Origin of the sequence: Curtobacterium pusillum (assembly GCF_013359865.1) — a bacterium.
Taxonomy (GTDB): domain Bacteria; phylum Actinomycetota; class Actinomycetes; order Actinomycetales; family Microbacteriaceae; genus Curtobacterium; species Curtobacterium pusillum.
The window spans coordinates 1-16,186 of sequence record NZ_JABMCE010000021.1; the positions used below are offsets into that span (position 1 = coordinate 1).

Annotated in this window: 11 protein-coding genes; 10 read left to right on the forward strand and 1 reads right to left on the reverse strand. The window is 71.3% G+C overall.

Going from position 1 to position 16,186, the window contains the following annotated elements; translation table 11 throughout:
• The first annotated feature begins 144 nt into the window (after window positions 1–144).
• The 7 genes from trpB to HP507_RS00185 all read left to right on the forward strand — a co-directional run bounded on the left by trpB (window position 145) and on the right by HP507_RS00185 (window position 12,412).
• Window positions 145–1,359, forward strand: coding sequence for a tryptophan synthase subunit beta (trpB, locus tag HP507_RS00155; RefSeq protein ID WP_175349883.1), 1,215 nt, complete (start codon window positions 145–147; stop codon window positions 1,357–1,359).
• A complete protein-coding gene (trpA, locus tag HP507_RS00160) occupies window positions 1,356–2,165 on the forward strand; it encodes a tryptophan synthase subunit alpha (protein ID WP_175349884.1) in 810 nt (269 codons plus the stop codon). The genes trpB and trpA overlap by 4 nt, the downstream gene beginning before the upstream one ends.
• A gap of 199 nt (window positions 2,166–2,364) precedes the next feature.
• Window positions 2,365–3,360, forward strand: coding sequence for a prolipoprotein diacylglyceryl transferase (gene lgt, locus HP507_RS00165; RefSeq protein ID WP_175349885.1), 996 nt, complete (start codon window positions 2,365–2,367; stop codon window positions 3,358–3,360).
• Between the two features lie 291 nt (window positions 3,361–3,651).
• Entirely contained in the window at window positions 3,652–8,169 is a 4,518-nt protein-coding gene (gene gltB / locus HP507_RS00170) for a glutamate synthase large subunit (RefSeq protein ID WP_175349893.1), read from the forward strand.
• The gene (locus tag HP507_RS00175; RefSeq protein WP_175349886.1) at window positions 8,162–9,619 is read left to right on the forward strand and encodes a glutamate synthase subunit beta; all 1,458 of its coding nucleotides are present in this window, start codon (window positions 8,162–8,164) and stop codon (window positions 9,617–9,619) included. Before gltB ends, HP507_RS00175 begins: the two co-directional genes overlap by 8 nt.
• Window positions 9,620–9,759: 140 nt before the next feature.
• A complete protein-coding gene (gene pyk / locus HP507_RS00180; RefSeq protein WP_175349887.1) occupies window positions 9,760–11,205 on the forward strand; it encodes a pyruvate kinase in 1,446 nt (481 codons plus the stop codon).
• A gap of 127 nt (window positions 11,206–11,332) precedes the next feature.
• Window positions 11,333–12,412: a VIT1/CCC1 transporter family protein gene (locus HP507_RS00185; protein WP_175349888.1), complete on the forward strand. Its 1,080-nt coding sequence runs from the start codon at window positions 11,333–11,335 to the stop codon at window positions 12,410–12,412.
• Between the two features lie 54 nt (window positions 12,413–12,466).
• Here the strand turns inward: HP507_RS00185 and HP507_RS00190 are convergent, their stop codons facing one another.
• Window positions 12,467–13,006, reverse strand: a complete 540-nt coding sequence (locus tag HP507_RS00190) for an HdeD family acid-resistance protein (protein ID WP_175349889.1) — start codon at window positions 13,004–13,006, stop codon at window positions 12,467–12,469.
• Window positions 13,007–13,156: 150 nt separating this feature from the next.
• Between HP507_RS00190 and exaC the strand changes: the two genes are divergently transcribed.
• The 3 genes from exaC to HP507_RS00205 form a co-directional block, all read left to right on the forward strand.
• Window positions 13,157–14,698, forward strand: coding sequence for an acetaldehyde dehydrogenase ExaC (gene exaC, locus HP507_RS00195; protein WP_175349890.1), 1,542 nt, complete (start codon window positions 13,157–13,159; stop codon window positions 14,696–14,698).
• The gene (locus HP507_RS00200; RefSeq protein WP_175349891.1) at window positions 14,698–15,141 is read left to right on the forward strand and encodes a DUF779 domain-containing protein; all 444 of its coding nucleotides are present in this window, start codon (window positions 14,698–14,700) and stop codon (window positions 15,139–15,141) included. Before exaC ends, HP507_RS00200 begins: the two co-directional genes overlap by 1 nt.
• 47 nt (window positions 15,142–15,188) lie before the next feature.
• Window positions 15,189–16,186, forward strand: a 998-nt coding sequence (locus HP507_RS00205; protein WP_175349892.1) for a GAF domain-containing protein, incomplete at its 3' end; no start/stop codon positions are given.

Below are 16,186 nucleotides of genomic sequence, written 5' to 3' on the forward strand. Positions count from 1 at the left end.
CCGCCCGGTCCGCCGGGCGTCCCGCCCGGTCCGCCGGGCGTCCCGCCCGGTCCGCCGGGCATCCCGCCCGGTCCGCCGGGCATCCCGCCCGGTCCGCCGGGCTCGTCCCGCCCGGTTCGCCGGGCTCGTCCCGGGAGACCCATCGTGACCTCACTCCGTGACCTGCACGGACCGTACTTCGGCGACTTCGGCGGACGCTTCGTCCCCGAGTCGCTGGTCCTCGCACTCGACGAACTCGAAGCGGCCTTCCGGGAGGCCTGGGCGGACCCCGCCTTCCGGCAGGAACTGGACACGCTGCAGCGCGACTACACCGGTCGGCCGTCGATCATCACCGAGGTGCCCCGGTTCGCCAAGCACGCGGGCGGCGCCCGGATCATCCTCAAGCGCGAGGACCTCAACCACACCGGCTCGCACAAGATCAACAACGTGCTCGGGCAGGCGCTCGTGGCGAAGCGGCTCGGCAAGACCCGCCTCATCGCCGAGACCGGTGCCGGCCAGCACGGCGTCGCGACGGCCACCGCGGCGGCGCTCTTCGGCATGGACTGCGTCGTGTACATGGGTGCGGTCGACACCGAGCGCCAGGCGCTCAACGTCGCGCGGATGCGGCTGCTCGGCGCCGAGGTGATCCCGGTCGAGACCGGTTCCCGCACGCTGAAGGACGCCATCAACGACGCGCTGCGCGACTGGGTCGCCAACGTCGACTCGACGCACTACCTGCTCGGCACGGTGGCCGGCCCGCACCCGTTCCCCGAGATGGTGCGGGAGTTCCACAAGGTCATCGGCGAAGAAGCGCGCCAGCAGGTGCTCGACCGTGTCGGCCGCCTGCCGGACGCCGTCGCCGCGTGCGTCGGCGGCGGCTCGAACGCGATGGGCATCTTCGAGGCGTTCCTCGACGACGAGTCCGTCTCGCTGCACGGCTTCGAGGCCGGCGGAGACGGTGTCGAGACCGGCCGGCACGCCGCGAGCATCACCCTCGGGCGTGAGGGCGTGCTCCAGGGCACCAAGTCGTACCTCATGCAGGACGAGGACGGCCAGACCATCGAGAGCCACAGCATCTCCGCGGGCCTCGACTACCCGAGCGTCGGGCCGGAGCACGCGTACCTGGCGTCGATCGGGCGCGCGAAGTACGAGCCGATCACCGATGCCGAGGCGATGGAGGCGTTCCGCCTGCTGAGTCGCACCGAGGGCATCCTGCCGGCGATCGAGTCGTCGCACGCCCTCGCCGGGGCGATCAAGCTCGGCAAGGAGCTCGGCCCCGAGGGCGTCGTGCTCGTGTCCCTGTCCGGCCGTGGTGACAAGGACGTCGCGTCCGCCAGTCGCTACTTCGGCATCCTCGACGAGAACGCGGTGCAGCTGTGACCCACGACCAGACGAGCGCGAACCGGACGGTCGCGACGACCATCGACACCGCCAACGCCGAGCGCGCGGGCGCCGTCGTCGGCTACCTGCCCGCCGGCTACCCGGACGTGCAGACGAGCGTCGACGCCGCGGTGGCCCTCGCCGAGAACGGCGTCGACGTCATCGAGCTCGGGCTGCCCTACTCCGACCCGGTCATGGACGGTCCGGTCATCCAGCGCGCGGCTGAGGAGAGCCTGGCGAACGGCTTCCGCGTCGCGCAGGTGTTCGACGCCGTGCACCAGATCACCGAGCGGGCGAACGTGCCCGTGCTCGTGATGACGTACTGGAACCCGGTGCTCCGCTACGGCGTCGACCGGTTCGCTGACGACCTCGTCGCCGCGGGTGCTGCCGGGCTCATCACTCCGGACCTCATCCCGGACGAGGGCGCCGAGTGGATCGCCGCGTCGGAGCGCACCGGCCTCGACCGCGTGTTCCTCGCCGCGCCGTCCTCGACGGACGTCCGCATGCGGCAGGCGGTCGAGGCGAGCCGCGGGTTCGTCTACGCCGTGTCCACCATGGGGGTCACGGGTGCGCGTGCGGGCGTCGACGCCGCGGCACGCACCGTCGTGTCCCGACTGCGCGACGCGGGCGTCGAGCGGACGTGCGTCGGGCTCGGGATCTCGACCGCCGAGCAGGTCGCCGAGGTGCTCGAGTACGCCGACGGCGCGATCATCGGGTCCGCCTTCGTGCGGGCCCTGGCCGACCTCGGTGTCCGGGGCGTCGCCGACAGGGCGGCCGACCTCACCACAGGCGCGCAGCGCCGCTGACGGATCGCCTGGCCGGAGGCCCGGTGCCGGTGGGCCTGTCGGCTCGCCGGCACGGCGCCTCCGGTCCGACCCCTGGGTCACAGTTTCCACAGGACCGGTCCCTCGGTTCCTGACGCGACCGCGTCCCGCGCTACAGTGAGCGGGGCCGACGACACGTCGGCACCGCGCCCAGCCAGCACCGAAAGGCGACAGCACCTCCATGCCCCTCCTGAGCATCCCGAGCCCGAGCACCGCCTGGCAGTACTTCGACCTCACGGCCTGGCTGCGCGACGTGTTCGGCTGGTCGCTGCCGCTCGACTTCCGCATCCACGCGTACGCGATCTGCATCCTGCTCGGGATCGTCGCCGCGGTCGTGCTGGCCAACCGCCGTCTCAACGCGCGCGGCGTCGAACGCTGGATCATCATCGACATCGCGATCTGGGCGGTCCCGGCGGGCATCATCGGCGGCCGGCTCTTCCACGTGTTCACGCACGTCAGCGACTACTTCGGTCCGGGTCGAGACCCGCTGTCCTTCCTCTACATCTGGGAGGGCGGGCTCGCCATCTTCGGCGCCCTCATCCTCGGTTCCGTGGGGGCGTACATCGGTTGCCGTCAGGTCGGTCTCCGCTTCACCGCCTTCGTCGACGCCGTCGCTCCGGGCGTCCTGCTCGCCCAGGCGTTCGGGCGGCTCGGCAACTACTTCAACCACGAGCTCTTCGGCATGCCGACCAGCCTGCCGTGGGGCCTGCAGATCGAGTCGTCGAACGCTGCGTTCCCGAAGGGCCTGCCCGAGGGCACGCTGTTCCACCCGACGTTCCTCTACGAGATCATCTGGAACGTCCTCGGCGTCGTCGTGATCCTGCTCCTCGACCGCAAGTTCCGGCTCCAGTGGGGCCGCGTCCTGGCGCTGTACCTCATCTGGTACGGCCTCGGCCGCTCCTTCCTCGAGTCGATCCGCGTCGACACGAGCGAGACGTTCTTCGGCATCCGCACGAACGTCTGGGCCGCCTTCGCCGCGATACTGCTCGGCGTCATCATCTTCCTCGTGCAGTCGAAGCGGCACGTCGGCAAGGAGCCGAGCCCGTACCTGCCGGGTCGCGAGCCCCGCGCGAAGTCCGATGTAGACTCGGACGACACCTGGTCGGAGACCGACGACGTCGCTCCGGCGACGGTCACGGACCCCGATCCGGTCGCCACCGCGACTGGCCGCGCCTAGGAAGCACCCCTCCTGCGTGACCGATGCCGAATCGGTCACGAGTGCCAGCAGCAGCACCTCTGGACCCGCCACAAGCGGCTCCGACACCTCGCACGCCGTCAGGGCAACTCACTGCCGGCGGGCACGGGCACCAGTCCCGCCCGTCCGGGCGGAACGCACCACCGGGCCACCGCTGTCCCTGTTCCACTTCCTCGTGAGGACGGTTCCCCCATGGCGCTCCAGCCACCCCAGTCCCCGGCGGCACTCCGGCCGCCGCACCGACGCTTCTCCGCGATCCCGGACGCCGCCGGCATGTACGACCCGGCGAACGAGAAGGACGCCTGCGGCCTGGCGATGGTCGCGACGCTCCGCGGCACGGCCGGGCACGACATCGTCGACGCCGCCCTCGGTGCACTGCGCAACCTCGAGCACCGCGGTGCCGTCGGTTCCGACGCCGGCACCGGCGACGGCGCGGGCATCCTGTGCCAGGTGCCGGACGAGTTCTTCCGGTCCGAGGTGCCGTTCGAGCTGCCGGCAGCGGGGGAGTACGCGGTCGGCACCGCCTACCTGCCCGTCGACGAGGACGACCGTCACGCCGTGAAGGGCGCCGTCGAGCGACTCGCGCGTGAAGAGGGCCTGCGGGTCCTCGGCTGGCGCGAGGTGCCGGTCCGACCCGAGGTGCTCGGCACCCTCGCGCGTGCGGCGATGCCGGCGTTCGAGCAGCTGTTCGTCGCCTCGATCCGGCACGACGTGCACGGTGCGTCCTGGAGCGGGATCGCCCTCGACCGCCAGGCCTTCCGGCTCCGCAAGCGTGCCGAGCACGACAGCGAGGTCTACTTCATGTCGCTGTCGAGCCGGACCATGGTCTACAAGGGCATGGTCACGACGCTGCAGCTCGAGCCGTTCTACCCGGACCTCAGCGACGAGCGCTTCGCGTCGAAGCTCGCGATCGTGCACTCGCGCTACTCCACCAACACGTTCCCGTCGTGGCCGCTCGCGCAGCCGTTCCGCACGCTCGCGCACAACGGCGAGATCAACACCGTCCGCGGCAACCGCAACTGGATGCGGGCGCGGCAGTCGCAGCTGCACAGCGAGCTCCTCGGCGACATGGCGCCGCTGCTGCCCATCGTCAGCCCCGGTGCGAGCGACTCCGCCTCGTTCGACGAGGTCCTCGAGCTCCTGACCCTCACCGGCCGGTCGCTGCCGCACGCGGTGTCGATGATGGTGCCCGAGGCGTGGGAGAACCAGACCGCGATGGACCCCGAGCTCCGGGCGTTCTACGAGTACCACTCGATGCTCATGGAGCCGTGGGACGGCCCCGCCGCCATCACGTTCACCGACGGCTCGCTCGTCGGTGCCACCCTCGACCGCAACGGCCTCCGCCCGGGGCGGTTCCTCGTGACCGACGACGGCCTCATCGTGATGGGGTCCGAGACCGGTGTCATCGACGTGCCCGCCGAGAAGGTCGTGCGCAAGGGTCGGCTGCGTCCGGGACGGATGTTCCTCGTGGACACCGAGGCCGGCCGCATCATCGAGGACGACGAGGTCAAGCGCGAGCTCGCCGCGTCCGGCCCCTGGGGCGAGTGGCTCGACGAGGGCCGCATCAACCTCGCCGACCTCCCCGACCGCGAGCACATCGTGCACACCCCGGCCTCCGTGACCCGACGCCAGCGCGCGTTCGGGTACACCGAGGAAGAGGTCCGCATCCTGCTGCGTCCGATGGCGCAGACCGGCGCGGAGCCCCTCGGTGCGATGGGTTCGGACACGCCGATCGCCGTGCTGTCCCAGCGTCCGCGGCTGCTCTTCGACTACTTCACGCAGCAGTTCGCGCAGGTGACGAACCCGCCGCTCGACTCGATCCGCGAGCAGGTCATCACCTCGATGGGCATGGGACTCGGGCCGGAGCGCAACCTCCTCACCGCGGGCCCCGAGCACGCGAAGCAGATCACGCTGGACTTCCCGGTGATCGACAACGACGAGCTCGCGAAGATCCAGCACTTCGAGACGGAGTCCGGCCGGCACCTCACGGTGACGATCAAGGGCCTGTACCGCGTCGACGCCGGCAAGAAGGCGATGCAGAAGCGCATCACGGCCGTGTGCGACGAGGTCGACGCCGCGATCGAGTCCGGCAAGCAGTTCATCGTCCTGTCCGACCGTGACGGCAACGCCGAGCAGGCGCCGGTCCCGAGCCTCCTGCTCCTGGCGGCCGTGCACCACCACCTGATCCGCACCGAGCAGCGCATGAAGGTCGGTCTGATCGTCGAGGCCGGCGACGTACGCGAGGTCCACCACGTCGCGACGCTCATCGGGTACGGCGCGTCCGCGATCAACCCGTACCTGGCGATGGAGACCTGCGAGATCCTGGTCCGCCAGGGGATGATCAGCGGGATCACCCCGGAGCAGGCCGTCAAGAACGTGATCAAGGCGCTCGGCAAGGGTGTCCTGAAGATCATGTCGAAGATGGGCATCTCGACCGTGTCGAGCTACGCGGGGGCCCAGGCGTTCGAGGCCGTCGGCCTCAGCCAGGAGTTCGTCGACCGGTACTTCACGGGCACGTCGTCGATCCTCGGCGGCGTCGGCATCGAGGTGATCGCGAAGGAGAACGCCGAGCGGCACGCCCAGGCGTACCCGCAGGACGGCGCGGTGCTCTCCCACGAGCGGCTCCAGACCGGTGGCGAGTACCAGTGGCGCCGCGAAGGGCCGCCCCACCTCTTCAACCCGGACACGGTCTTCCGGCTGCAGCACGCCACGCGTGCGCGCCGGTACGACATCTTCCGCGAGTACTCGCGGGCGGTCGACGACCAGTCCGAGCAGCTCATGACGCTCCGTGGCCTGTTCCGCTTCAAGAACGGTGCCCGCAAGCCGGTGCCGCTCGACGAGGTCGAGCCGATCGAGTCGATCGTCAAGCGGTTCAACACGGGCGCGATGTCCTACGGTTCCATCTCGAAGGAAGCGCACGAGACCCTCGCGATCGCGATGAACCGCCTCGGCGGCCGGTCGAACACGGGTGAGGGCGGCGAGGACGTCGACCGTCTGCTCGACCCGGAGCGGCGCAGCGCGATCAAGCAGGTCGCGTCCGGGCGCTTCGGCGTCACGAGCATGTACCTCACGCACGCGACCGACATCCAGCTGAAGATGGCGCAGGGCGCGAAGCCGGGCGAGGGCGGGCAGCTGCCCCCGACGAAGGTGTACCCGTGGGTCGCCCGCACGCGGCACGCGACCGCGGGCGTCGGCCTCATCTCGCCGCCGCCCCACCACGACATCTACTCGATCGAGGACCTCAAGCAGCTCATCTTCGACGTGAAGCGGGCGAACCCGTCCGCCCGCGTCCACGTGAAGCTCGTGAGCCAGTCGGGCATCGGGGCCGTGGCCGCCGGCGTGACGAAGGCCCTCGCCGACGTGGTGCTCGTGTCCGGGCACGACGGCGGGACGGGGGCGTCACCGCTCAACTCGCTCAAGCACGCCGGGACCCCGTGGGAGATCGGCCTCGCCGAGACGCAGCAGACGCTCATGCTGAACGGCATGCGCGACCGTGTGGTCGTCCAGGTCGACGGGCAGATGAAGACCGGCCGGGACGTCGTCGTCGCCGCGCTGCTCGGCGCCGAGGAGTACGGCTTCGCCACCGCGCCGCTCGTGGTCGAGGGCTGCATCCTGATGCGCGTCTGCCACCTCGACACGTGCCCGGTGGGCGTCGCGACGCAGAACCCGGAGCTCCGCAAGCGCTTCAGCGGCAAGCCCGAGTTCGTCGTGAACTTCTTCGAGTTCATCGCGCAGGAAGTGCGCGAGCTCCTCGCAGAGCTCGGGTTCCGCAGCCTCGAAGAGGCGATCGGCCACGCCGAGACCCTCGACGTCGACCGCGCGGTCGAGCACTGGAAGGCCTCGGGCCTCGACCTCGAGCCGGTCCTCAAGGGTCCGCGCTTCGAGGCGGACGAGCCCCGTCGACACCACCGCGACCAGGACCACGAGCTGGAGCAGCACTTCGACGTGCAACTCATCCAGCAGACCTCGGACGTCCTCGAGCACGGCGGCACGATCGCGCTCGACCTGCCGATCCGGAACACGGAACGCGCGGTCGGCACGATGCTCGGGCACGAGGTGACGCTCCGTCACGGTGAGAACGGGCTGCCGTCCGGGTCGATCGACGTCACCCTGCGGGGTTCGGCCGGTCAGTCCCTCGGTGCGTTCCTGCCGGCCGGCGTCACGCTGCGGCTCATCGGTGACAGCAACGACTACGTCGGCAAGGGCCTGTCGGGCGGCGAGATCGTCGTGCGACCCGACGCGGGCTCCGGCTTCGACCCGTCGCAGAACGTCATCGCCGGCAACGTCATCGGCTACGGCGCGACCCAGGGCAGCATGTTCATCCGCGGCATCGTGGGCGAGCGGTTCCTCGTGCGCAACTCCGGCGCCACCGCGGTGGTCGAGGGTGTGGGCGACCACGCGCTCGAGTACATGACCGGTGGCCTCGCGCTCATCCTGGGCGAGACCGGCCGGAACCTCGGCGCCGGCATGTCCGGTGGCACGGCGTACGTGCGGGGGCTGCGCGACGAGCACGTGAACACCGACTCGCTCGCGTCCGGCGAACTCCGGCTCGAGGCGCTCGACAGCGCCGACGTCGAGATCGTGAACGACCTGCTCGCCCGACACGCGGCCGAGACCGGGTCGACGCTCGCGGCCGAGCTGCTCGAGTCCGGTGACCTGAGCGACTTCGTGAAGGTGCTGCCGCGCGACTACGCGGCGGTGCTCGAAACCCGACAGCAGGCGGTCGACGAGGGGCTCGACCCCGACGGCGACGTCGTCTGGAACCGCATCTTGGAGGTGACCGGTGGCTGACCCGAAGGGCTTCCTCAAGGTCCAGGAGCGCGAGCTCCCGGCCCGTCGACCCGTGCCCGTGCGGCTCATGGACTGGAAAGAGGTCTACGAGCAGCAGGAGTCCGGCGCGCTCAAGCGCCAGGCCGGCCGCTGCATGGACTGTGGTGTGCCGTTCTGCCACCAGGGCTGCCCGCTCGGGAACCTCATCCCGGAGTGGAACGACCTGACGTGGCGCGGCGAGGGCCGCCAGGCGATCGAGCGGCTGCACGCGACGAACAACTTCCCGGAGTTCACCGGACGGCTCTGCCCGGCACCGTGCGAGGCCTCGTGCGTGCTCGGCATCAACCAGCCGCCCGTGACGATCAAGCAGGTCGAGGTCTCGATCATCGACGAGGCCTACCAGAACGGCTGGGTCACGCCGCACCCGCCGGAGCGCCTCACCGGCAAGACCGTCGCCGTGGTCGGTTCCGGCCCCGCCGGGCTCGCGGCCGCGCAGCAGCTGACCCGCGCCGGGCACACGGTCGCGGTGTACGAACGCGACGACCGCATCGGCGGACTGCTGCGCTACGGCATCCCGGACTTCAAGATGGAGAAGCGCCAGATCGACGCGCGCCTCGCCCAGATGCAGGCCGAGGGCACCCGCTTCCGTGCCGGTGTCGAGATCGGCCGCGACATCACCTGGGACGACCTGAAGTCGCGGTACGACGCGGTCGTCGTCGCGACGGGCGCCACGGTGCCCCGCGACCTGCCGATCCCGGGGCGCGATCTCGAGGGCGTGCACTTCGCGATGGACTACCTCGTCCAGCAGAACAGGGCGAACGCCGGCACCCGGGTCGACAACCAGGTCACCGCCGAGGGCAAGCACGTCGTCGTGATCGGCGGCGGCGACACCGGTGCGGACTGCATCGGCACCGCCCACCGGCAGGGCGCGCTGAGCGTGACGAACCTGGCGATCGGCAAGCAGCCGCCGCTGGAGCGTCCGAGCGAGCAGCCGTGGCCGATGTTCCCCACCGTGTTCGAGGTCACGAGTGCCCACGAGGAAGGGGGTGAGCGTCACTACCTGGCGTCCACCGTCGAGTTCCTCGCGAACGCCGCCGGCGAGGTCCGCGCCCTCCGGGTCGCCGAGACCGAGTACCTCGACGGCCGCCGCGTCCCGAAGGCCGGCACCGAGCGCGAGATCCCCGCGGACCTCGTCCTCATCGCCATGGGCTTCACCGGCCCGGAGACGGACACGCTCGAGCCGCAGCTCGGCCTGCCGGTCACGGTGTCCGGCGCCGTGTCGCGTCAGGCCGACTACACGACCAACGAGCCGGGCGTCTTCGTCGCCGGCGACGCGGGACGTGGGCAGTCGCTCATCGTGTGGGCGATCGCCGAGGGCCGTGCCGCGGCTGCGAAGGTCGACGAGTACCTCGAGGGTTCGACGATCCTCCCGGCACCGGTCAAGGCCACCGACCGCGCGATCTCCATCTGACGGTGGACGCGCACGCAATGCTCACCCACTCGTGAGCGAGGGGCCACCAGCACTCGATAGGGTGCTGGTGGCCTCGCTTCGTTCCGCGCGGCCCCACAGCGCGGAAACCCAAGCACCATCCACCACCACGAAGGAATCCATTGAGACGCGCAAAGATCGTTTCGACGCTCGGTCCGGCAACGTCGGAGTACGAGACCGTCAAGGAGATCATCGAAGCGGGCGTCGACGTCGCCCGCCTCAACCTCAGCCACGGTGACTACAGCGTCCACGAGGCCAACTACGAGAACGTCCGTCGCGCCGCCGAGGAGCTTGGCAAGCCGGTCGCGATCCTCGTCGACCTGCAGGGTCCGAAGATCCGCCTCGCGAAGTTCGCCGACGGCCCGCACGACCTCGCCGTCGGTGACGTGTTCACCATCACCACCGAGGACGTCCCCGGCTCGAAGGAGATCTGCGGCACGACCTTCAAGGGGCTTCCGCACGACGTCAAGCCCGGCGACCCGCTGCTCATCGACGACGGCCGGGTACGGCTCCGGGTGCTCGACACGGACGGCGTGCGTGTCCGCACCGAGGTCGTCGTCGCCGGCACGGTCTCGAACAACAAGGGCATCAACCTGCCCGGCGTCGCCGTCAACGTCCCCGCGCTGAGCGAGAAGGACGAGGCGGACCTCCGCTGGGCAATCCGCCAGGGCGCCGACCTCATCGCGCTGTCGTTCGTGCGCAACGCCGCCGACGTCGACCGCGCCCACGAGATCATGGACGAGGAGGGCAAGCGCCTCCCCGTCATCGCGAAGATCGAGAAGCCGCAGGCCGTCGACGCGCTCGAGGAGATCATCGACGCGTTCGACAGCATCATGGTCGCCCGCGGCGACCTCGGCGTCGAGCTCCCGCTCGAGGCCGTCCCGATCGTGCAGAAGCGCGCCGTCGAGCTCGCCCGCCGCATGGCGAAGCCCGTCATCGTCGCGACGCAGATGCTCGAGTCGATGATCTCGTCGCCGATCCCGACCCGCGCCGAGACCTCCGACGTCGCGAACGCCGTCCTGGACGGTGCCGACGCGGTCATGCTGTCCGGCGAGACCAGCGTCGGCGAGTACCCGGTGCAGACGGTCCGCACGATGGCCCGGATCGTCGAGTCGACCGAGGACCACGGCCTCGAGCGCATCGCGCCGCTCGGCACGAAGCCGCGCACCCTCGGCGGTGCGATCACGCTCGCCGCGGTCGAGATCGCCGAGTTCACCGAGGCCTCGTACCTCTGCGTGTTCACCGAGTCCGGTGACTCGGCCCGCCGCATGTCGCGTCTGCGGCACGGCCTGCCGATCATCGCGTTCACCCCGAACGAGGCGACCCGTCGGCGGATGGCGCTCACGTGGGGCGTCCGCTCGTTCCTCGTGGAGCGCAAGACCCACACCGACGCGCTCTTCTCGCAGGTGGACGACGTCCTCCTCGGCAACGGGCTCGCCGCCCCCGGCGATCGGGTCATCGTCACCGCGGGTTCCCCTCCCGGCATCGAGGGGTCGACGAACGACCTCCGCGTGCACCGCGTCGGTGACGCCCACGCCGAGGCCGCGCCGGCCTACGTGCGCGACTGACGGCAGCGTCCGACGTCCGACGGGGCGCGGACTGGAGGCACGGCGCAGCAGCGTCGTCGGCCGCCGGTCCGCGCCCTGTCGCGTTTCCTGCCCCGGACCGGTCCCGACGTCGGCGGGACGCGGCAGGATGGCTGGTGTGAGCCTCCAGTCCCGACCCACCGCACCGCGCGTCGACGTGCGCCGCTGGCGCCGCTACCTGGCCGACGAGCGTGCGGAAGCGGCCGTCTACCGGAACCTCGCGGCCCGGCGCGACGGCGAGGAGCGCGAGATCCTGTCCGCCCTGGCCGAGGCCGAGGGGCGGCACGAGCAGCACTGGCTCGACCTCCTCGGCGACGACGTCGGGCGGCCGCAGCGGGGGAGCCTGCGCACCCGGGTGCTCGCCGCTCTGGCGAAGCGGTTCGGTTCGGTGTTCGTCCTCGCGCTCATGCAGCGTGCGGAGGACCGTTCGCCGTACGCCGACGACGTCGACGCGACCGCGAGCATGGCGGCGGACGAGCGGATCCACGGCGAGGTCGTCCGCGGGCTCGCGAACCGCGGACGGATGCGCCTGTCGGGTACGTTCCGGGCAGCGGTGTTCGGCGCCAACGACGGTCTCGTGTCGAACCTCGCGCTCATCATCGGGGTGAGCGCGTCCGGGGCGGACCGGCACTTCGTGCTCCTCAGCGGCATCGCGGGGCTGCTCGCCGGCGCGCTGTCGATGGGAGCGGGGGAGTACGTGTCGGTCCGGTCGCAGCGTGAGCTGCTCACCGCGTCAGCACCCCATCCCGAGGCGGGCCGTGCGGTGGCGGACCTCGACGTCGACGCGAACGAGCTCGCCCTGGTGTACCGGGCGCGCGGGATGAGCGAGACCGAGGCGCAGGCGCACGCCGACGAGGTGCTCGGCGGCACGGCGGTCACGGGCACGGCGCCGGTCGACGACCACGAGGCGATCGGCAACGGCATGAGCGCGGCGATCTCGAGCTTCTGCTTCTTCGCCTCCGGGGCGATCATCCCCGTGCTGCCGTACCTGTTCGGGCTCGAGGGCTGGGCGGCGATCGGCGTCGCGGCCGTCCTGGTCGGGATCGCGCTGCTCGGTACCGGCGCGGTGGTCGGTGTGCTCAGCGGCGCGTCTCCGCTGCGTCGGGCGCTCCGGCAGCTGGCGATCGGGTTCGGTGCCGCCGCCGTCACCTACGGGCTGGGACTCTTGTTCGGCACGGGCAGCGCCTAGCGGCCCGATCGTGCGTCGCGACCCGACCCGCGCACGGTGCCGGACCGGCAGCGCCTACCGGCGGACGGCCGCTCGGGGTGGGAGCAGCAGCAGGGCCGCGGCACCGACGACGATGAGCGCGATGCCGGAGAACACCATGAACACCGTCAGGGCGAGTCCGGGTGCGACGAGGACGATCACGCCGCCCAGCACGGACAGCACACCGCTGACGATCGTCGGGACGCGGGACGAGCCCGGGTGCCCGACGAACCCGCCGACGAGCGACGCGATCCCCTCGACGATGAACCCGACCCCGGCGAGCACGGCGTAGACGAGGAGCGGCACGGCCGGGTCGAGCAGGGTGACGAGGCCGGCGACCCCGACGAGGCCGCCGACGACGCCCGACGTCCACCGCCACACCGGCGGCGTGCCGTGCCCCCGGACGGCCGCGAACACCCGGAGTGCCCCGGCGACGACGAGGTACACGCCGAACAGCAGCGCGACGACGACGAGCGACGGCCGGGGCCAGACGATGGCGACGACGCCGAGCGCGATCGCGACGACCGCGGTGACGATCACGAACACTCGGAACGTGCGGACGGCACGAGAGTCCACGAGCACTCCTCCCTGTCGGAACTGCTCGTCTCGACGGTACCTCGCTGGGCCCCCGCCGGTTCGTGCAACCGGATGCAACCTCCGTCGCCGTAGCGTGCGGGCAGGCGCGGACCCAGCGCGCCCCGACAGAGTCGTCGAAAGGTGTCCACCATGACCATCGCACCGTCGCCCACCACCTACGCCGCACCGGGCGAGGAGGGCTCCCTCGTCTCGTACCGGTCCCGGTACGACCACTACATCGGCGGCGAGTACGTCCCACCCGCCGGCGGCCAGTACTTCGAGAACCCGACCCCGGTCACCGGGAAGGTCTTCACCGAGATCGCCCGCGGCGACTCGACGGACGTCGACCGTGCGGTCGAGGCGGCCTGGAAGGCGTTCCCGGCCTGGGGTCGCACGAGCGTCGCCGAACGAGCCGGCATCCTCAACAGGATCGCGGACCGGATGGAGCAGAACCTCGAGGCGCTCGCGGTCGCCGAGACGTGGGAGAACGGCAAGCCCGTCCGCGAGACCCTCGGCGCGGACATCCCGCTCGCGATCGACCACTTCCGCTACTTCGCGGGAGCGATCCGCGCGCAGGAGGGGTCGACGGGCGAGATCGACCACGACACCGTCGCCTACCACTTCCACGAGCCCCTCGGCGTGGTGGGGCAGATCATCCCGTGGAACTTCCCGATCCTCATGGCGGTGTGGAAGCTCGCGCCGGCCCTCGCCGCGGGCAACTGCGTCGTCCTCAAGCCCGCCGAGCAGACGCCGGCGTCCATCCACGTGCTGATCGACCTCATCCGGGACCTGCTGCCCGCCGGCGTCCTCAACGTCGTGAACGGCTTCGGCATCGAGGTCGGCGCACCGCTCGCGCAGCACCCGGACATCCGCAAGGTGGCCTTCACGGGGGAGACGACCACGGGCCGGCTGATCATGCAGTACGCGTCGCAGAACCTCATCCCGGTGACGCTCGAACTCGGCGGCAAGAGCCCGAACCTGTTCTTCGCGGACGTCGCGCAGGAGAAGGACGCGTTCTACGACAAGGCGCTCGAGGGCTTCGCGTTCTTCAACCTCAACCAGGGCGAGGTCTGCACGTGCCCGTCCCGGGCGCTCGTCGCGGAGGAGATCTACGACGGCTTCGTCGCCGACGGCCTCGACCGGGTCCGCGCGGTGAAGCAGGGCCACCCGCTGGACCTCTCCACGATGATCGGCGCGCAGGCGTCCAACGACCAGCTCGAGAAGATCCTGAGCTACATCGACATCGGCAAGCAGGAGGGCGCGAAGCTCCTGACGGGCGGCGAGCGGGCCGATCTGGGCGGCGACCTCTCCGGCGGGTACTACGTCACACCGACGGTGTTCGAGGGCGACAACTCGATGCGGATCTTCCAGGAGGAGATCTTCGGCCCCGTCCTCGCGCTCACGAGCTTCAGCGGCTACGACGAGGCCATCTCGATCGCCAACGACACGCTGTACGGCCTCGGTGCCGGCGTCTGGAGCCGGGAGGCGACGACGCTCTACCGCGCCGGCCGCGACATCCAGGCCGGCCGCGTCTGGGAGAACACCTACCACCAGTACCCGGCGGGGGCGGCGTTCGGCGGGTACAAGCAGTCCGGCATCGGGCGCGAGAACCACAAGATGATGCTCGAGCACTACCAGCAGACGAAGAACCTCCTCGTGTCCTACGCCGAGGGTCCGATGGGCTTCTTCTGATGCCCGACGCCCTGCACGACGGCGGGCCCCGCACCGCACGCGTGGCGGTGACGCCGGCGGCGGGGGAGCTCCTGCGCTCCCTCGCCGCCCGGCACGGCCCGCTCATGTTCCACCAGTCGGGCGGCTGCTGCGACGGCTCGAGCCCGATGTGCTACCCCGTCGGAATGTTCATGACCGGCCCCGGCGACGTGCTCCTCGGGACGCTCGACGTCGAGGGGATCGACCCCGTCGAGGTCTACATGTCGAAGTCGCAGTTCGAGTACTGGAAGTACACCCACCTCACTATCGACGTGGTCGACGGCCGTGGCGCCGGCTTCTCCCTGGAGGTCCCGGAGGGCAAGCGGTTCCTCACCAGGTCCCGGATGTTCGACGAGGCAGAGCTCGCGGACCTCGGCCTCGTGCGTGCAGAGCCTGGTCCCCGTCGGCCCGCGGACGTAGGCTGACCCCACCCGGCGCACCGACGCGGCGGGCGGACCCGGACGGAGGATGCATGGGCGCACCCCGGACGCTCCGCCCGCTCGTCGCCGAGTCGTGGCAGCGCTCCGCCCGCGTCGACCCGGACGGCCTGCCCGCGCTCGCCCTCGACCACGACCAGCTCGACGACGCGCGCCGCCACGGCCCGCTCGCGGTCCTGCTGCCCGTGGTGCGCCGCCTGCTCCTCGACGAGACCCGCTCCGCCGACTGCGTCGTGGCGGTCGGCGACGCCCACGGACGCCTCGTCTGGGTGGACGGCGCCCGGAGCGCCCGCCGCGCGGCGGAGGACATGGGCTTCGTCCCCGGGGCCGACTGGGCCGAGGACCGCGTCGGCACGAGCGCCCCGGGCACCGCGCTGCGGATCGACCGTCCCGTCCAGATCCGCTCCGAGGAGCACTACGCCAACGCCGTGAAGCCGTGGTCGTGCAGCGCCGTCCCGGTGCACGACGGTGCCGGGACGGTCGTCGGCGTGCTCGACGTCACCGGAGACGACCGCGCGGTCGAACGGCACACCCTGCCACTCCTCACCGCCACGGTCGCCGCCGCGCAGGCGGAGATCGCCCTCGCCGAACTCCGGCCCGCACGACGCGGCGCGGCGGTCCGGACCCCGGACGCGGAGCTGCACCTGCTCGGCACGGACATCGCCACGCTCCACCTCGGCGACCGTGCCGTCCGGCTGTCGGCGCGCCACTCCGAGATCCTGGCGGTGCTCGCCGCCAACCCGTCGGGGCTCGCCGCGGAGGACCTCGCCCACGCGGTCTACGGCGACGCCGGCGCCCTCGTCACGTTGCGCGCCGAGATCGTGCGCCTCCGTCGCGTGCTCACCGCAGCCGCCCCGGGCGTGACCCTCGCGTCGCGGCCGTACCGCCTGTCGGGTCTTCGCACCGACGTCGACGGCGTGCTGTCCGCGCTCGACCGCGGGGCGCGCCTCCAGGCCGTCGACCGGTACGCCGGGCCGGTGCTGCCCGGCTCGGCGGCGCCCGGGGTCGACGCACTGCGGGACGAGGTGCGCGG